The organism is Nitratireductor aquibiodomus NL21 = JCM 21793, from assembly GCF_000615975.1.
In the GTDB taxonomy this organism is placed as follows: Bacteria; Pseudomonadota; Alphaproteobacteria; order Rhizobiales; family Rhizobiaceae; genus Nitratireductor; species Nitratireductor aquibiodomus.
Window position 1 is genome coordinate 61,360 of record NZ_BAMP01000005.1, and the last position, 17,388, is coordinate 78,747.

Genomic DNA, 17,388 nt, shown 5'->3' on the forward strand with positions numbered 1-17,388 from the left:
CACCGGATAACAATGTATACATTGTCCTTTTGCCGCGTCTGTGCGATGACAGCGAACGGAACAGAATGAGGAGGGGCCGTTCATGAACCAGATCGATCTTGCCGGACGGAGGGCGATCATCACAGGCGGGGCGCAGGGCATCGGGCTCGCAACCGCGGAGCGTTTCATTGCAAGCGGCGCAGAGGTCGTTCTTTGGGACATCAATGCCGCGAACCTCGACAGGGCAACAGACGCGCTGGGAGGCAGTGCATCTGGCCGTGTGGTGGAACTCACCGACGAAAGTGCCGTAAACGACGCCGCACGGGAAGCCGGCGCGATCGACATTCTCGTCAACAATGCAGGCATCACCGGCGGCAATGGCAAGACCTGGAACTGGCGCCGGATGTCTGGCGCCGCACGGTCGAGGTCAATCTCGTCGCCCCCTATCTCACCTGCCGCGCACTCGTGCCAGGCATGATCGAACGCGGCTACGGGCGCATCGTCAACATTGCTTCCATAGCCGGCAAAGAAGGCAATCCCAACGCCTCGCACTACTCCGCCTCCAAGGCCGGCCTGATCGGGCTGACCAAATCGCTCGGCAAGGAGCTCGCCAAAACCGGCGTCATCGTCAACTGCCTTACCCCGGCGGCGGCCCGCACCCCGATCTTCGACCAGATGAGCCAGGAACACATCGACTACATGCTGTCGAAAATTCCGCTCGAGCGCTTTCTCGAACCGGCCGAGGCGGCTGCCATGATCGCGTGGCTCGCCTCGCAGGAATGCTCCTTCACGACAGGCGGTGTGTTCGACATTTCAGGCGGCCGCGCCGTCTACTGATCAAGGCAAGTACAGAGGAATACCGATATGAAACTGTTGCGTTACGGTCCGGCGGGTCGGGAAAAACCGGGCATGCTCGCTGCCGATGGCACCCTGCGCGATCTTTCCGGCGTCGTTGACGATATTGCCGGCGACGTCATTTCGCCGGCGGGCCTCGACAGGCTGCGCGCCATCGATCCGCAGACCCTTCCGGCCGTCGATGGAAATCCCCGCCTCGGCCCCTGTGTCGCGGGCCTTCAGAAGATCATCTGCATTGGCCTCAACTACTCCGACCATGCCGCCGAAACCGGCGCCGAACCGCCGGAAGAACCCATCGTTTTCGCCAAGGCGTTGAATGCCCTCTGCGGCCCGAACGACGATGTCGAACTCCCGCGTGGTTCAAAGGCGCTCGACTGGGAGGTTGAACTCGCCGTCATCATCGGCTCGAAGACCAAATATGTCAGCGAAGCCGACGCGATGGATCATGTCGCGGGCTTCGCCATCATGAACGATGTTTCCGAGCGCGACTTCCAGACAAAGCGCTCTGGACAGTGGACCAAGGGCAAAAGCCACGACACGTTCGGCCCGCTCGGCCCCTGGCTCGTCACCCGCGATGAAGTGGCCGACCCGCACAATCTGGGCATGTGGCTCGACGTCAATGGCGAGCGTCGCCAGACCGGAAACTCAAACACGCTGATCTTCAACGTGCCGCATGTCGTTTCCTACCTCTCGCAGTTCATGACGCTGATGCCCGGTGACGTGATCTCCACCGGCACACCGCCCGGCGTCGGCATGGGCATGAAACCGCCTCAATATCTCAAGGCTGGCGATGTCATGACGCTCTCCATCGCCGGACTTGGCGAACAGCGCCAGACCGTCGTTCAGGCCTGAACCGAAAAACTGGAGCCCGCCATGAGCATCAAAAACGTCACCGTCATCGGCACCGGCATCATGGGTGCTCCCATGGCACGAAACATTGCCAGGGCGGGTTTCAGTCTCACCGTGTGGAACCGCACGCGCGCCAAGGCGGAGGCCCTTTCAGACGTTGCAACCGTCGTTGATGATCCCCGCTCAGCCGTCGCCAGCGCCGATGCCGTCGTGACAATGGTCGACAATTCACCCATCGTCACCCAGATCTATTTCGGTGAGAACGGCATCGTGGAAGCCGCACCGAAGGGCGCGCTTTTCATCGACATGTCGTCAATCCAGCCTGCGGTCGCGCGCGACCACGCCGATGCACTTTCAAAGACGGGGCACCGGCATCTCGACGCGCCGGTGTCGGGCGGCGAGAAAGGCGCGATCGAGGCAACGCTCGCCATCATGGCCGGCGGCGAAGCTTCCGATTTCGCAGAAGCCGAGACGCTTCTGTCCGCCATGGGTCGCGCGACCCATGTGGGCGTTCATGGTGCGGGTCAGGTCGCCAAGCTCGCCAATCAGGTGATCGTCGCCGTGACCATCGGTGCGGTTTCGGAGGCGATGCTTCTGGCGCAGGAAGGCGGCTGCGACCCGGCCGCACTGCGCGATGCGCTGATGGGCGGGTTTGCCACCTCACGCATTCTGGAGCTGCACGGCGAACGGATGGTCGAACGCAATTTCGTGCCCGGCGGCCCGCTTGAACTGCAGCTCAAGGATCTGGAGAATGCGCTTGAAGTCGCCCGCAGTGCCGGGCTCTCGCTTCCCTTGACGGAAAAAACCCGCGACGCATTCCACACGCTGGCCCATGAGATGAAGATGGGCCGCCACGATCACGCTGCCTATCTTCTCTGGCTCGAAGCCATCAATTCCGGCAAGCGGCTGGGCACGGGTGAAACCAGCGCCCCGCCGCTCAAGGCATGACGATCAGGCGCTGTGCGCTGCGGAAGCTGGCTTCTCGGACACCGGGAAGATCACGTCATATGCCCAGTTAAACACGAAGGCGTATACCAGGTAGAACACCGCGAAAGACGCGTTGACGAACAATGCGTCCAGCACCGGAACACCGAGGAACAATGCCGTGGTGGGCATGAGGGCCATCAGAAGCCCGCCTTCAAACAGAAGCGCGTGGACGACACGAACGGGCACGGATTTGCGTACACTGCCGGTGAGCCTTCGCAGGGCGTGATCGAAGCCGAGATTGTAAACATAGTTCCACAGTGTGGCGATCGTGGCGCTCACAATGACAACGACACCCATGTCGAACATGGGCTTGCCGAACAACCATGAAGCGGCCGGTGTAACGATTAGAAGGGCAATCAGCTCGAAGCTGATGGCATGGCGAATACGATCTGCAGCGGTGCGCATACTGCTCCCCATCTGGTCCTCGGGCCGTCCCGACATGATTCCCTGAATGGGGGAGGTCGTCCTCGCTTTCGAGCGGAATATAGGTGCACTCGGGGATCATGCAAGAGTGATTTTTGACACTCTCAGACGTCTACTCTTCGGGATTCTTGCCCGGCAGCGTGATACCGGGAAACATCTTGATGACGGCGCTGTCATCCCATCGTCCGTAGCCGGCCATGCTTGCCGAGGCGAACATCGTATAGGCGGTGGAGGCAAGCGGCAGCGGAAACCCGAGCGCTCTCCCAGCGTCCGTGACGAGCCCCAGATCCTTTACAAAAATATCGACCGTGGATCGTGGCGTGTAGTCCCCGTCCACCACATGGCGCATACGGTTCTCGAACATCCAGGAATTGCCGGCAGCATTGGTGACCACCTCATACATGGTCTCGAGCGGGATGCCTGCCCGTGAGGCGAGAGCCATGGCTTCAGCGCCGGCAGCGATATGAACGCCTGCAAGAAGCTGGTGGATGACCTTGACGGCCGCGCCATCGCCTATCCGGTCGGAAATGCGGAAAACCCGCTCGGCGATGGCTTCAAGCACCGGTGCGAGCCTGTCGAATGCAGCCTCCGACCCTGCCGCCATCACGGTCATCGCGCCCTCACGCGCCTTGGCCGGCCCACCCGAAACCGGTGCATCGAGCATCATGTGCCCCGCCTGCTCCAGGTCCGTGCCAAAACGGCGCGCATCGTCCGCCGAGACCGTCGAAGAGATCATGACAGGCGTTCCCGCCGGCAACTTTCCGGCTATGCCCGCCTCTCCGAAGAGAACGCTTTCCACCTGCTCGGCATTGACGGTGAGGATCAGCACGGCCTCGACACGACAGGCAAAATCGAGCCCCCGCGGCCCGGTCTCCCTGGCCCCCGCATAGCGAAGTTCCGCACGGGCCTCACAGCGCGGGTCCACTCCGAAAACCTCGTGCCCGGCACGCACAAGTGAAAGAGCCGCCCCCATTCCCATCGACCCGAGGCCGACCACCATCACCCGCATCGCTCACTCCCAAAAGACCGGAATTATCATTCCTTCACTGCACCCGTCATGGACGAGACGTAGTAATCGACGAAGAAGGAATAGAGGATAACCACGGGCAGGGAGCCAAGCAACGCGCCCGACATCAGCGCCCCCCATTCATAAATGTCGCCGCGCACCAGCTCCGTCAGCACACCGACAGGCACCGTCTTGTTTTCCGACGAGGAGATGAAGGTCAGCGCATAGATGAACTCGTTCCAGGACAGCGTGAACGCGAAGATACCGGCCGAGATGAGACCGGGCACGGCCAGAGGCAGGATAACCTTGGTGAGGATCTGCCAGCGTGTCGCCCCGTCCACCAGCGCGCTTTCTTCCAGCTCGAAGGGAATGCTGCGGAAATACCCCATCAGAAGCCAGGTGCAGAACGGGATCAGAAAGGTCGGATAGGTGAGGATCAGCGCAAGACGTGAATCGAAAATGCCCACTTTGAACACGATGAAAGCCAGCGGAATGAACAGGATGGATGGCGGCACGAGATAAGCGAGAAAGATCATCAACCCCGTCACCCGCGCGCCCGTGAACCGCACGCGTTCGATTGCATAGGCAGCAAAAACCGACGCTGCGAGCGAGATGAAGGTCGAGGCAAAGGACACCAGCATCGTGTTCCACAGCCAGCCCGGATAAGACGTCTCGAACAGCAGGAATTTCACATGTTCGAGCGTCGGCTCGATCACCCAGAAGGGGCTGTAGTTTTTGTAATCCGTGAGCTGGTAATCCGGTTTGATGGCGGTGATCGCCATCCAGTAGAACGGAAACAGCAGCACGAAAACGAACACCGCGAGCGGCAGATAGACCGTCACGATGCGCCGCGGCAGCGTGTTGAACTGCTCCATGCCTTCCGAATCGTCGTGAAGGCCGGCCTGTTTTGTGTTCTGGATGATCTCGCTCATGGCCGTCCTCCTCAGTCGCCGCCGCCCTGCTGCCATTTGCGGCGCTGCAATCCGAAGAAGGAGAACAGGATCGCCGCCAGCAGGAATGGGATCATCGCCACGGCAATCGCCGCACCCTCACCCAGTTGCCCGCCGGGAATGGCGCGCTGGAAGGAAAGCGTTGCCATCAGATGGGTGGCGTTAACCGGCCCGCCGCGCGTCAGCACATAGATGAGCTGAAAGTCAGTGAAGGTGAACAGCACTGAAAACGTCATCACCACGGCAATGATCGGCGTCAGAAGCGGCAGCGTAATCTTGGTAAAGCGCTGCCACGAGGTCGCGCCATCCAGTGCCGCCGCCTCATTGAGCGATTGCGGAATGGTCTGCAGCCCGGCCAGCAGCGAAATCGCCACAAAGGGGATGCCCCGCCAGACGTTGGCGGCGATCACGGAAGCCCGTGCCGTGTTCGGGTCGCCAAGAAAATTGATCGGCTCGCTGATGACACCGAGATTCATCAGCACATAGGAAATGATCGAAAACTGGGAATCGTAGATCCACCAGAAAGCCAGCGCCGAAAGCACGGTCGGCACCACCCAGGCAGAAGGATGATCGCGCGAAAAAACGTCTTGAACGGCAAATGCTGGTTCAGGATCAACGCCAGCCAGAGCCCCAGCACGAACTTCAATACCGAAGCCACCACGGTGTAGAGCATCGTGTTGAAAACGGAGAGCCAGAACACCGGATCGTCGAACAGCCAGATATAGTTTTCGAGCCCGACGAAAATGCCCTCGCGTCCGATCCGCGCATCCGTGAAACCGAGCCACACGCCCAGCCCCAGCGGATAGGTGAGAAAGCACAGAAGAAACACCGCTGCCGGAAGCATGAACAGAATGCCGAGCCCGTTGCGGCTTTCCAGAAGCCATCCCAGGATCGAAAAGGAACGCGCGGGCCTGGCCTGCATGGATCATCCTGCCTTTCTTGATACTGACCTGCATGAAGGAGCGGCGCCGACGGTCAGCCGGCGCCGCCTGTCCATCAGCGGTAGTAGCGCGCGATGCGCCGCTCCGCGTTGGCAATGGCCTCTTCAGGCGTGCGTTGTCCGGTCACCGCTTCGGCAAACATGTCGACCAGCACATAGTCGGCCATGACGCCTGCCGATGCCGGTCCGAGCGGGCCTGCATAGCCATTGGGCCGCAGCGAAGCCGAAGCCTTGGCATAGGGCGCGTGAACCGGGTTCGAGGTCCACACCGGGTTGTTCTCGAAGCCCTTCAGAGCCTGACAGCAATAGGCGCTCGCACCTTCCAGCCACGCATTCATGCGGTCGGCTGATACATGAAGGCGAGATAGGCCTTGGCCGCCTGCGGGTATTTGCAGTGATTGAAGATCGAGAGCGTCGAGGTCTGGTGCAGTTCCACCGATTTGCCCACCGGCCCGACCGGCAGATTGGTGGTGCGGATGTCCTCGGCGATTTCCTTTAAGGCCTCATCCTTGGTCGCCGCATAGTAAAGCGAAACACCGTTCGCTGTCAGCGACACCTCACCGGCGAGGAAGGCGCGGTTGTTGTTGATGTCGAGCCAGCTTTCCGTTCCGGGAATGAAGGTCTCGTAGAGCGCCTTCGCATAGTCGATGGCCGCTTTCGTCTCGGGGCTGTTGATCGCCACTGCACCGCTTTCGTCCACCGTCATGCCGCCATGGCTCCACAGAAGCCAGTGGGCATAATTGTTGCCGTCACCAACCGCCTTGCCATGCGGGAAACCGGCCGGTGTGCCATTGGCCTTCATCGCCTTGCACAGTTCGAGGAAGCCGGCCGTATCCTGCGGGAACTCGCTGAAACCTGCCGCCTTCATGTGGCTGTCGCGATAGCAGACGGCGTTGCCGATGGCGCAGAGCGGGATGGCGATGAACTTGTCGCCCTGCCGGGCATAGCCCTCAAGCCCTTCATACCAGCCGCCATGCTCCTCGCCGAGCGCGTTGGCCAGATCCGTCACATCCACCAGCTTGTCGGGATACTGAAAGGGATCGTCGAACCAGCTCATCACCATGTCCGGGCCAGACCCGACATTGGCCGCCACCGCCGCTTTCGGGCGCACGTCCTCCCAGCTTTCCTGGTCGATGCGAACCTCCACGCCCGTGGCCTCGGTGAAGGCGGCCGTGTTGGCGTTCCAGGCTTCCTCTTCGCCTGTCACAAAAGGCACCCAGCGCAGAAGGCGCAGGGTGGCACCCTCCTCCGGTGTGAACATCGATGCCGTTGCCTGCGCCAGCGCATGCCGCGTTCCCAGCGTTCCCGCCAGAAGGCCACCGGCGGCGAGACCCGCCGTGCCTGAAAGAAATCTCCTGCGATTGATCGTCATTGCACGTCTCCTCCTCAAATCTGCGGGCATCCTCCCGATGCCGCAAAGCGGTTGACTGCCGCATTAACGCCGGGCGCTGAAACGCCCCGTCCTGACGCCGCCCTCCCCGGCAGCGCCAATCCGATCATGCCGAGAGCCTTTGTCCTCCCTCCGCATCAAAGAGATGGATTGCCTCCGGATCGATGGAGACCTTCAGTTCGTCACCCGGCCCGGCCTTGATGCGCTCGCGGAAAACGCAGGTCATCTCATTGCCGTCGAGCTCGGCGACGACATGGGTTTCAGACCCTGTCGGCTCCACCACCTTCACCCGCAGGGCGACATCACCACGCAGATGGATTGCCTCGGGCCTGATCCCGCAGATGAGCTTTTGACCGGGCTTTGCCGTTCCGGCATTGGCAACCGCAATGCGTTGCCCCTGCCCTGTCACGAAAATGCCGGGCTCACCCTCGGCCAGCATGCCCGGTGTCATGTTCATCGCCGGCGATCCGATGAACCTGCGACAAAAAGATTGGCCGGGCGATCATAGAGCTCCAGCGGTTCGCCGACCTGCTCGACAATGCCGTCATGCATGACCACGATCTTGTCGGCCATGGTCATGGCCTCGATCTGGTCATGGGTCACATAGACTGTCGTGGTCTTCAGCCGCTGATGCAGGTTCTTGATTTCCGAGCGCATGGAAACGCGTAGCTTCGCATCCAGATTCGAGAGCGGTTCGTCGAAGAGAAACACCTGCGGGTTGCGCACGATTGCGCGCCCCATGGCGACGCGCTGGCGCTGGCCGCCGGAAAGCTGGCGCGGATAGCGGTCAAGCAGATGCGTCAGGCCAAGAATTTCCGCCGCCGGCCGAACCTTCGCCTCGATATCGCTCTTGGACGCCCCCTTGAGCATGAGCGAGAAACCCATGTTCTCGGCCACGGTAATGTGCGGATAAAGCGCATAATTCTGGAACACCATCGCAATATCGCGCTCCTTGGGCGGAAGCGCGTTGACCACCCGGTCGCCGATCACGATGTCTCCGGAGCTGATGTGCTCCAGCCCTGCCAGCATGCGCAGCAGGGTCGATTTCCCACAGCCGGACGGCCCGACCAGAACGACGAACTGCCCCTCCTCGATATCCACCGAAACGCCATGCAGAACTTCCACCTGCCCGAACGCCTTGCGGACATCGCGAAACTTCACTGTGGCCATTAAGGCTCCTCCCTCCTTAATGTATTCATTGTTGCATAGTGGCTTCAATCCGAATGGAGCGCAACATGCAAAACAAGGAACATCAGGAAGTTTGTAAAATCCGGCACCTCCTCAATAACGTATGCATCGTGAAGCGACCGGACAAACAGATGACGGCGCGGTGCTTTACGCATCGCGCCGTGCGAATGGATTCAGGTCGTGAAGGGCAATGAAAACGCCTGCCGCGCCGGGTGCGGGCACCCGGCGGCGAACTGCCTCAGGCGAGGCCGGTAATCATCGATACGATCTCGTTCTTGTCTGTTTTCGCGGTTTCGCGCACGCCGATCTGATTGCCGCGGCGCAAGACGCAGATCCTGTCCGAGAGGCGGAAAACCTGGTCGAGGCTGTGGCTGATGATGAGGATCGCCAGATTGCGGGCCTTGAGCGACTGGACGATTTCCTCGACCTTGGCCGTTTCGGCAACGCCGAGCGCGGCGGTCGGCTCGTCGAGCAGGATCAGCTTGGTGGCCCAGTGTGTCGCCCGCGCAATCGCGACACCCTGCCGCTGCCCGCCCGAAAGATCGCGGATCATCGCATTGGCCGATGGAATCCGGACGTCCAGTTCGTCAACAAGCGCCTGCGTTTCCTGCATCATCGCGCGGCGGTCGAGCATGCCGAAAGGCTTTCGCACCTTCTCGCGCCCGAGAAAGAGGTTCATGTAAACGGGCTGAAGATCGGCCAGCGCCAGATCCTGATAGACCACCTCGATGCCGCTGGAGCGCGCCATGCTGGCATCGGAGAAGCTGACCGCCTCGCCATCGAGCCGGATGGTGCCCGAGGTCGGGGCATGCACGCCGGAGATGATCTTGATCAACGTCGACTTGCCGGCACCGTTGTCGCCGACCAGCGCAACGATTTCACCGGCCTTCAGGTCGAGCGAGAAATCCTGAATGGCGACAACCCCGCCAAACGCCTTGTGAATGTTCTTCAATTCGAGAACGGGGCTGGTGATGGTTTCCGAATTCGCTGACATAGCTTACCTCAGCTCCGGCCAGTCTTGTGCAACCCCGAACGGGTTCTCGATGGTCACCACTTTGGGATCGCCGCTGGAAACGCCGGAAATTCCCACTGTGTAGGCACGGGTGACGAAGGCCTGCCCCCGGAAACCGAAGACGACACTGTCGCCCGCCCTGGGCTTAACCGCGCCGGTCGTATCGATCATGCCGTAATAGTCGATTGCCGAAGGTGGCGGAATTTCCACGCTGGCCATCGCCTGCGCCGAAGCCGTCGGCGTATCGGACACGATTGCCTGAACATCGTAATCCGGGAAGACCGGATCGATATAAAGGCCGCCGCCGAAACAGTAGGCGCGCTGCTGGTGAAGATGCGAAACCTCCGAGAGGTAGAGCACAGCGGGACGCTCCGGCAGGTCCTCAATGGCGTGAAGGGGCGTCGTTCCGTGCAGGCCGTTGCCCGGCTCACACTGCGTTGCGCCCGCCTCGGCCAGCGTGTCGAGCACGATTGACGAAGTGGTGCCCGGCGCGTTCACCTCCACATCGGTGCGACCGGCCTTCGCCAGCGCTTCGGCGGCACGGGCGAGAGTCGAGAGGTTGTGCGTGGGCAGAACCTTCTTTTTTTCCTGATCGTAAAGCAGCGCCGGGAATGTGGTGAGACCCGCGAACCGCGCGCCATCCAGCCCGTCGATCATCGCCGCCACATCGGCGATGTCCTCCGCGGGAAAACCGCCCTCATGCCCGCGATAGAACGTGTCCTTCTCCGTGTGGATCCGCGCGAGGAGAGACTGCGTGCGCCCGGCTAGCTTTGCCGCGTGGGCGGCCTCCTGCGCCTTCTCCCTGCTGAAAACGGTCCAGAAATCAGGCGCCAGACGCGATGCGGCCATCGGCGCCTCACGACGCGGCACCTGCACCAGATGGCCGAGGTGCCCGGTCTTGAGGCCTGCACGATCGCAGGCCACCGCGCAGGCCATGTCCACGGCCACGGAACGGTCGATGCCGCCGCGCATCACCGCCTGACAGAAGCCGCTGTTCCGCCCCACCTGCTTGGTCATGGCGAACACTTTCAGGCCATGCCTGTCGGCAGCGGTGCGGAAATGCCGGGCATTTTCCTCGACCGCGTCCAGATCGAGCAGATAGGCATTGGCGGGCACCCTGCCCTCCTGATGCAGGCGGATTGCCGCTTCGATGAATGCGGGATTGCGGCGTCTAAGAACATCGAGAAACATCGGACTTCTCCAGAATTCGGATCAGGCGCGTGTGGTGTCGCGCAGGGAAATGGCAACGGCCAGAAGGATGATGAGCCCGCGCACGATCATCTGATCGGAGACCGAGAGCCCCATCAGGATCAGCCCGTTGTTCAGCATGCCCATGAGAAGCGAGCCCACCAGCGCGCCGATCACGGAGCCCTTGCCGCCGTTCAGCGCCGTGCCGCCGACGATCACGGCCGCGATCACGGTCATCAGGTCGCTTTCGCCGAGCGTGTATTTTGCCGCCTGCAGCCGCCCGGCATAGAGCAGCCCGGCAAGCCCGGCACAGCCGCCGCTTATCATCAGCACCGCAAGACGGAGGCGTGGAACCTTGATGCCGGAAACCTGCGCGGCGCGCGCATTGTCACCGGTCGCGATCACATGCGCACCGAACCGGCTTTCCCGGTAGACCAGATGGCCGACGATCACGGCGGCAAGCGTCCACAGTACAAGCGAGGGGATGCCGAAGAACGAGCCCGAACCGAAGAAGCCGGTGAACGTGTCGCTCAGAACCGGAATGGAGCGCAAATCCGTCATGGACCGTGCCACACCAGCAAAAAGCCCCATCGTGGCGAGTGTCACAAGAAAGGATGGCAAGCGCAGATAAGCCACCATCACCCCGTTGATCCAGCCAATGGCGAGACCCGCGCCAAGCCCGGCAAGAATGCCGAACAGCATGGAATGCTCCTGCATCACCACAGCGGCCGCAAGGGCTGAGACGGCAACAATGGAGCCGAAGGAAAGATCGATCTCGCCCGCCGATAGAACGAAGACGAGGCCGATGGCCATGATCGTCGCCGGTGCGGTCTGGAGCACGATGTTCGAAAGGTTCCTGGTGGTCAGGAAGCCGTCATCCGCGAGCGTGATGGCGAAGAAGAGAAAGATCGCGATGAAGCCCAGATAGATGACGCTGCCCTGCAGATCGAACTTTCTGGCTATCGCGGATGTGCGCTTGAACATGTGACATCTCTGAAAGAACTGAACGGGTTGGCAGGCCGTGGGTTCAGGATCCCACCACGGCCTGCCGGAGTTGCTATTGGGCCGCGGCCTTGACGCTTTCCGGCGGCTGCCGGTTCATCGACTGCATCCAGCCGTCGACAACATTGTCGGAGCCGACACTCAGCGCATCGACGACGAGGAAAGGCTCCACCGCCTTGTCGAGCAGGCCGGCGGCGGCGGCCCGCGCCGCCGTGACACCGATCTGATACGCCTCGTCGGCGACGATGGCGGCAATGTTGCCACCCTTCAGCATGTCGAGCGCGGCAGGCTCGTTCAGATCGATCGTCACCACCTTGGTCCGGTCGTTGGACTGCTGGCGGAGAACGGAGAGCACGCCCAGAGCCGGCTCGGCCCATGGAGTATAGATGCCGTCGAGGTCAGGATTGCGCGAAAGCATGGCGCTTGCAATGTCCTCGGCATTGGCCGGATCGGTCATGCCGGATTCGATAACGATCTCGATTTCGGGATACTCGTTTTCGATGGTCCATTTGAACGCACCGTCGCGCTGGTTGGTGACGGGAAAGTCGGCATCGTGGAACATATAGCCCACCTTGCCCTTGCCGCCGATGGCCTCGGCCAGCGCCACTGCCGCCTTGTTGCCGATCTGAAAGAGGTCGGCCGAAACCACGGTTGTGTAATCCTCACCATGGGTGAAGCCCTGAACCGCATTGTCGATGAAGACCAGTTCGACGCCCGCATCCCTGGCAACGCCATAGACGGACTTGGCCGTCGGCGGATCGATGGGCAGCGACACGATGATGGAAGGATTGCGCGCCATCACCGTTTCCACATCGGCCTTCTGGCGCGCGGTGTCGAAACCGGCATCGGTTTCCGCGACCACCTCGATGCCAAGCCGGGCGAATTCGTCCTTCGCACCCTGCGCGACGGCGTTCGACCAGTCATAGAGTTCGTGCCAGACGAGCGCGGCGGTGTGGCCGCCGGACTTGATGGTCTCGATATCCGCATCGCTGAGGGTGAGCGAAGCCGCCGGCGTGGGTGCCTCACCGTTCGGCCCGACCGTTGCGGGCTGTTCGGCAAAGGCCATCGCGGTTGTCGCTGCCAGAAGCGGGACCGCTGCAAAAAGAGCTTTGAGTTTCATATCGTTTCCTCCCGTTTCCCCGTTTGGCGGCCGCGCCCCGCGGCCGCCGCGCAGGCATTATTTCCCGGCCTGCATCACGCTTTTCGGTGCATCCACATGCAGCGACTGGTGCCAGGCCTCACTCACATTGTCGGCCGTCGCCGTCACCGCCGGCGCGACGATGAAGGGCGGCGTCTCTTCACCGATCAGGGCCAGTGCGCCGGTCGCCGCCATGGCGCGGCCAAGCTCATAGGCTTCGTCGGCAACGATGGCGGTCACATTGCCGCCACGCACCATGTCGAGCGCGACCGGCTCGCTCAGGTCCAGCGTGACCACCTTCGTGGTCTTGTTGCCATTGGCGCGCAGGGCGGCCAGAACACCTTCGGCAGGCCCTGCCCAGGTCACGAAGATGCCGCCGATATCCGGGTTCTTCAAAAGCATCGCATTGGCGATCTCTTCTGCCCGTGCGGGATCGCTGATGCCCTGTTCGGCAACGATCTTCATTTCCGGATAGTCGTTTTCGATGGTGCTCTTGAAAGCGTTGTCACGCTGGTTGGTCACGTAATAATCGGCATCGTGATAGACCCAGCCCACCGTGCCCTTGCTGCCCATGGCCTTTGCCAGCGCATCGGCGGCCTGCTTGCCCATCTGGAACAGATCGTCGGTGACAATCGCCGCATAGTCGGACCCGTGCTTGTAGTCTTTCGGCAGATTGGAAAGGAACACAAGCTTCACACCCTGCGCCTTCGCTTCCTCAAAGGCAGCTGCCGATGTCACCGGGTCGAGCGGCAGCGAAAGAATGATGTCCGGCTTCTTGGCCATGGCCGTTTCAATGTCGCTGCGCTGCTTGGCGGCGTCGAAACCGGCACTGGTGGTTGCCACCACTTCAATGCCAAGTCGCGCGAACTCATCGCTTGCGCCGGCCGTCACCGCATTCACGAAATCCGACTGGTCGTGCCACAAAAGGGCTGCGCGATGGCCGCCTGCCTTCAGGCCCTCGACCTTGTCGTCGGGAACCGAAATGTCGGCTGTGGGCGTAGCGGTCTCGCCCTGCGGACCAACGGTCTGCGCATAAGCGCCGCCCGTGATGAAAAGCGCGGAAAGCGATGCCGCGCGCAACAGATTGACTATCGACATGATTTTCTCCTCTTCCCCTTCTCTTTGCCCCTTGCGGGCGCTTATGCGTTTTCGATGCCGCAATAGCCGGCGATAAAGCTCGCGAAGCCGACAATGCCCGCGAAATATTCCTCAACGCTCACGCGCTCTTCGAATGTGTGGCAGTTGGAGATATCGCCCGGCGCGCAATAGACGGTCGGGCAACCGACCCGGTCGATCAGGAAAGGCGCTTCCGACCAGTAGGGAGCCCCGGTGATCGCGCCCCGGCCCGGCAGCGCTTTATTCATCGCTGCCGCCAGGGCCTGAATGTCCTGGCGTTCGGAATCGACTTCGGCAGGCGATCCGCCATGGCGATGATCGCGCCCCGCCGGATAGTCCATCGATACGGTCGTGCCCGTGCCGGAGACCGCCTCGTTGACGACGCTTTCAAGCTCGGCAACCGCATCGTCCAGCGCCTCACCGGGCAAAAGCTTGCGAATGAGCGAAATGCGGCATTCGCCAGGCACGGCTATGTAGCCGCCGCCATCAATGCCGGTCACAAGGGCAAAGGCCCGTCCGACAAGCGGGTGGCTGGCCCTTGCGGCAATCGCGTCCGAGTGGCGCCAGATCGCATCAAGAACACCGTGCATGGCCCTGAGCGCGTCGATGCCCTCTTCGGGAACACCGAAATAGGCCGACTTTCCGGTCACCGTGACATCCGCAATGAAAAAACCCATCTGGGCCGGAAAAACGGAGAGTTTCGTCGGCTCGACATAAACCGCGAAATCCGGCTTTGCGATCTCGCCGCGTTCGAAGCGCTGCGCCAGGTCCTTGATGCCGGCACTTACACCCGTTCCGGGCTCCCCGCTCTCCTCGTCACCGACGAAAGCGAAGGAGACGTCGCCCTTGAGTGCCAGTCCCGCTCGATCCAGCAGATTGAGCGCGCAAAGCGAGGCTGAGATACCAGCCTTCAGATCGCCGGAACCCCGGCCCCATATTTCACCGTCGATGACAGCGCCGGAGAACGGGTTTTCGCGCTCGGTGCCCTCCCAGTGCTCGGCCCAGCCGCGCACATGGACCGTATCGGTATGCCCGATGAAAAGGAGCCGCGGACCACCGCCCGCCCCTTTGCGCTCGCCCCAGACATTGGGACGGCCCGGCAGGAATTCGGCACTCTGCGGCGAGAGCCCGAGTTTCCGCATCTGCGTTTCAAGGAAGGAAACGAAGTTGGCCTCGTTGCCGGTCACGCTCTCCCGCGCTATCGCGCCCTTGAGAAGGTCCAGCGCGGAATCGGCATCGAGAGCGCTTTTCAGCCTGTCCTGCACGCTCCTGTCGCCCGTCATTGCGCCGCCTCCACCAGCTTGACCACCTTCGCCGGAGGCAGGCTGATCTCGGCTCCCGGCACACCGCCTGCGAAGAGCGTTGAATGAAGATGTGTGAGCCCCACGGCCGCGCCACCGACAATCGCAACACGCGACCCAAGCTCGGAAACATCGAGCTCCACCGGAGACGGAAAGCAGAGCGGCAGCAGGTCGCGCACACGCTCGACCAGCTCTCTGCGGCTGCCTATGGACCCTCCGAGCACGACCTTGCCGGGATTGGTGATGGCGCAGATCGCGGCGACGGCGCGCGCCACATAACGCGCCGTTTCGTCGAGAACCTGACGCGCGTGGACGTCACCCGCCCCAAGCGCATCGAAAATTCCCGGAACGTCGAGTTCATGGCCGGACAGCTCCCGATATCGCCGGCGGATGCCCACGGTTCCCGTCACCCGCTCCAGCGCACCCACCTTCAGCGATTCCGCTTCAAACGGATCGGTGCCAAACGGCAGAAAGCCAAGCTCACCCGCCGCGTTGCCGAAGCCGCGCACCAGGTCGCCACCGACCATCAGCCCCGCGCCAATACCCGTTCCGATGGCGATGTAGGCCAGATCGTCCACACCGGCGACACTGCCAATCCAGTGCTCACCGATGGCGGCAAGGTTGACGTCATTCTCCAGAACGATCTCGACCCCGAGTTCAGCGGCGAGCGCCGCACGCACATCGAGCGTCTCGAAACCCGTCACATTGGGTGACATCACAATGCGCCCGCGCTCCTGATCCGGCACGCCCGGGACACCGACAACGGCCATGCGGAGTCTCTCATAGGGGATATCGTTGTGCGCCGCAGCCTCGCGGCAAAGACGGGCAATCTGGCTGATCACATGAACACCGCCCCGTGCATCCGTCGGTTCGGTCACTTCCGCCAGGACCTGACAGGAAAGATCGGCAATCGCCGCGCGCACCTTGGTGCCACCAAGATCGACGGTGGCGATGCAGGCTGCGTCCGGGACGATCTCATAGGTGACGGCGCTTCGCCCCACATGCCCCTGGGTGCGCCCGGTCTCCCGGATCCACCCGTCCTCCTCGAGCTGACGGGCGATCTCGGAGATCGTCTGCTTGGAAAGACCTGTCTGCTTGGCAATGCTTGCGCGGGAGATCGGACCGCAATGAACGATCGCCTCCATGACCATGCAGAGAGAGAATTGACGGGAGATGCGCGGAGCTTCGTTCACAGCCATTTCTTTTAGTTCGTTCTGTTACCGAACTTATTACACCGTTTCGCATTTCAGTCAATCGCTCTCACGTCGGATTGGTGCTCGGCGTTTGGAGTTACGTCACCCGGCTAACAGCGGGCGCACTCGGAGTGCATTCGCAAAAATTATTATATTTCAATAAATTATCGATACTCTACCAGCGCTCGATGGCGCCTGGGATGTCTTCAAGGAGCCGCTCCTTGTTCAGAAGGCCGGCATCCTCCAGCTTCTCGAAATCAGGAAGATCTCGAAGCGTTTCAAACCCGAAATGGCCAAGAAAGGCCGATGTCGTCACATAGGTATAGGGCGCGCCCGGCTGCGGGCTGCGCGGACCGGAGGCGATGAACCCGGAACGGCGCAGCTTGCCGATCACGTCGCGCGAGATCTCGCGGGCAAAAAACCTCGACAGCTCGGCGCGCGTGATCGGCTGGAAATAGCCAATGGTCATCAGCACCAGCGCCTCGGCATCGCTCAGGCTCTCCCCGGCCTCGACAATGCCGAATGCCGTTCGTATCGCCTCGGCAAGGGACGGACGGGTCCGGTGCTGCCAGCCACCCGCCACACGCACCAGTTCATAAGGCCGGTCTGCAAGTTCTGCGCGGATGTCATCGATGATCAGATCGAGATTGCAGTCGCGCCCCACAACCCGAAGCAGTGTCTCGCGGCTGACCGGGTCCGGCGCCGCGAAGATCACCGCTTCCACACGCGCCATCCATTCGCGCCAGCGCAGGGCCGGCGGCAGATGCTCCAGTTCCCGATCGAACAGGGGACTGTCTGCATCCACATCACTCTTGTGCCGGCTGGCTTGCGGGCTCATCTCTCAGATTCCGTATCGGCGGCGACTGTTTCT

13 protein-coding genes and 4 pseudogenes are annotated in these 17,388 nt (G+C 61.7%); 3 read left to right on the forward strand and 14 right to left on the reverse strand.

Annotated features, from left to right (window positions below):
- The first annotated feature begins 82 nt into the window (after window positions 1–82).
- The 3 genes and pseudogenes from JCM21793_RS23770 (at window position 83) to JCM21793_RS02700 (ending at window position 2,631) form a co-directional block, all read left to right on the forward strand.
- Window positions 83–816 (forward strand): annotated as a pseudogene (locus tag JCM21793_RS23770) (SDR family NAD(P)-dependent oxidoreductase).
- 27 nt (window positions 817–843) lie between these two features.
- On the forward strand, window positions 844–1,686 hold the full coding sequence (locus JCM21793_RS02695) for a fumarylacetoacetate hydrolase family protein (protein WP_025029378.1): 843 nt from the start codon (window positions 844–846) through the stop codon (window positions 1,684–1,686).
- A gap of 21 nt (window positions 1,687–1,707) precedes the next feature.
- A complete protein-coding gene (locus JCM21793_RS02700; RefSeq protein ID WP_025029379.1) occupies window positions 1,708–2,631 on the forward strand; it encodes an NAD(P)-dependent oxidoreductase in 924 nt (307 codons plus the stop codon).
- A 3-nt stretch (window positions 2,632–2,634) separates the two neighbouring features.
- On the opposite strand, the gene JCM21793_RS02705 is transcribed toward JCM21793_RS02700, so the two are convergent.
- From JCM21793_RS02705 to scpB, 14 genes and pseudogenes are all read right to left on the reverse strand, one after another.
- Window positions 2,635–3,075: a PACE efflux transporter gene (locus JCM21793_RS02705; protein WP_007009162.1), complete on the reverse strand. Its 441-nt coding sequence runs from the start codon at window positions 3,073–3,075 to the stop codon at window positions 2,635–2,637.
- A gap of 130 nt (window positions 3,076–3,205) precedes the next feature.
- Window positions 3,206–4,102 carry an L-threonate dehydrogenase gene (ltnD, locus tag JCM21793_RS02710; RefSeq protein ID WP_007009161.1) on the reverse strand — a complete coding sequence of 299 codons (897 nt, stop codon included), beginning with the start codon at window positions 4,100–4,102 and terminating at the stop codon, window positions 3,206–3,208.
- Window positions 4,103–4,128: 26 nt separating this feature from the next.
- Entirely contained in the window at window positions 4,129–5,031 is a 903-nt protein-coding gene (locus JCM21793_RS02715) for a carbohydrate ABC transporter permease (protein ID WP_025029380.1), read from the reverse strand.
- Window positions 5,032–5,042: 11 nt separating this feature from the next.
- Window positions 5,043–5,971 (reverse strand): annotated as a pseudogene (locus JCM21793_RS23775) (carbohydrate ABC transporter permease).
- 74 nt (window positions 5,972–6,045) lie between these two features.
- Window positions 6,046–7,361: pseudogene (locus JCM21793_RS23780) on the reverse strand (ABC transporter substrate-binding protein).
- 124 nt (window positions 7,362–7,485) lie between these two features.
- A pseudogene (locus JCM21793_RS23785) lies at window positions 7,486–8,549 on the reverse strand (ABC transporter ATP-binding protein).
- A 256-nt stretch (window positions 8,550–8,805) separates the two neighbouring features.
- Window positions 8,806–9,561 (reverse strand): ATP-binding cassette domain-containing protein, encoded by a 756-nt coding sequence (locus tag JCM21793_RS02740; protein ID WP_007009155.1) that lies wholly within the window; start codon window positions 9,559–9,561, stop codon window positions 8,806–8,808.
- A gap of 3 nt (window positions 9,562–9,564) precedes the next feature.
- Window positions 9,565–10,770 carry an alanine racemase gene (locus JCM21793_RS02745; RefSeq protein ID WP_025029381.1) on the reverse strand — a complete coding sequence of 402 codons (1,206 nt, stop codon included), beginning with the start codon at window positions 10,768–10,770 and terminating at the stop codon, window positions 9,565–9,567.
- Window positions 10,771–10,791: 21 nt separating this feature from the next.
- Window positions 10,792–11,751: an ABC transporter permease gene (locus tag JCM21793_RS02750; RefSeq protein WP_025029382.1), complete on the reverse strand. Its 960-nt coding sequence runs from the start codon at window positions 11,749–11,751 to the stop codon at window positions 10,792–10,794.
- A gap of 73 nt (window positions 11,752–11,824) precedes the next feature.
- Window positions 11,825–12,889 carry a substrate-binding domain-containing protein gene (locus JCM21793_RS02755; RefSeq protein WP_025029383.1) on the reverse strand — a complete coding sequence of 355 codons (1,065 nt, stop codon included), beginning with the start codon at window positions 12,887–12,889 and terminating at the stop codon, window positions 11,825–11,827.
- 57 nt (window positions 12,890–12,946) lie between these two features.
- Window positions 12,947–14,005 carry a substrate-binding domain-containing protein gene (locus JCM21793_RS02760; protein WP_025029384.1) on the reverse strand — a complete coding sequence of 353 codons (1,059 nt, stop codon included), beginning with the start codon at window positions 14,003–14,005 and terminating at the stop codon, window positions 12,947–12,949.
- A gap of 41 nt (window positions 14,006–14,046) precedes the next feature.
- Window positions 14,047–15,306: a M20 family metallopeptidase gene (locus tag JCM21793_RS02765; protein WP_025029385.1), complete on the reverse strand. Its 1,260-nt coding sequence runs from the start codon at window positions 15,304–15,306 to the stop codon at window positions 14,047–14,049.
- Complete coding sequence (locus JCM21793_RS02770) at window positions 15,303–16,523, reverse strand: ROK family transcriptional regulator (protein ID WP_036539403.1); 1,221 nt, start codon at window positions 16,521–16,523, stop codon at window positions 15,303–15,305. The genes JCM21793_RS02765 and JCM21793_RS02770 overlap by 4 nt, the downstream gene beginning before the upstream one ends.
- 169 nt (window positions 16,524–16,692) lie before the next feature.
- A complete protein-coding gene (gene scpB / locus JCM21793_RS02775; protein WP_025029387.1) occupies window positions 16,693–17,355 on the reverse strand; it encodes an SMC-Scp complex subunit ScpB in 663 nt (220 codons plus the stop codon).
- Window positions 17,356–17,388 lie beyond the last annotated feature (33 nt).

Coding starts and splice junctions, on each gene's coding strand:
- JCM21793_RS02695 (WP_025029378.1), top strand. CDS start 844: ATGAAACTGTTGCGTTACGGTCCGGCGGGTCGGGAAAAACCGGGCATG.
- JCM21793_RS02715 (WP_025029380.1), bottom strand. CDS start 5,031: ATGAGCGAGATCATCCAGAACACAAAACAGGCCGGCCTTCACGACGAT.
- JCM21793_RS02770 (WP_036539403.1), bottom strand. CDS start 16,523: ATGGCTGTGAACGAAGCTCCGCGCATCTCCCGTCAATTCTCTCTCTGC.
- JCM21793_RS02760 (WP_025029384.1), bottom strand. CDS start 14,005: ATGTCGATAGTCAATCTGTTGCGCGCGGCATCGCTTTCCGCGCTTTTC.
- ltnD (WP_007009161.1), bottom strand. CDS start 4,102: ATGCGGGTGATGGTGGTCGGCCTCGGGTCGATGGGAATGGGGGCGGCT.
- JCM21793_RS02755 (WP_025029383.1), bottom strand. CDS start 12,889: ATGAAACTCAAAGCTCTTTTTGCAGCGGTCCCGCTTCTGGCAGCGACA.
- JCM21793_RS02765 (WP_025029385.1), bottom strand. CDS start 15,306: ATGACGGGCGACAGGAGCGTGCAGGACAGGCTGAAAAGCGCTCTCGAT.
- JCM21793_RS02705 (WP_007009162.1), bottom strand. CDS start 3,075: ATGCGCACCGCTGCAGATCGTATTCGCCATGCCATCAGCTTCGAGCTG.
- JCM21793_RS02745 (WP_025029381.1), bottom strand. CDS start 10,770: ATGTTTCTCGATGTTCTTAGACGCCGCAATCCCGCATTCATCGAAGCG.
- JCM21793_RS02700 (WP_025029379.1), top strand. CDS start 1,708: ATGAGCATCAAAAACGTCACCGTCATCGGCACCGGCATCATGGGTGCT.
- scpB (WP_025029387.1), bottom strand. CDS start 17,355: ATGAGCCCGCAAGCCAGCCGGCACAAGAGTGATGTGGATGCAGACAGT.
- JCM21793_RS02750 (WP_025029382.1), bottom strand. CDS start 11,751: ATGTTCAAGCGCACATCCGCGATAGCCAGAAAGTTCGATCTGCAGGGC.
- JCM21793_RS02740 (WP_007009155.1), bottom strand. CDS start 9,561: ATGTCAGCGAATTCGGAAACCATCACCAGCCCCGTTCTCGAATTGAAG.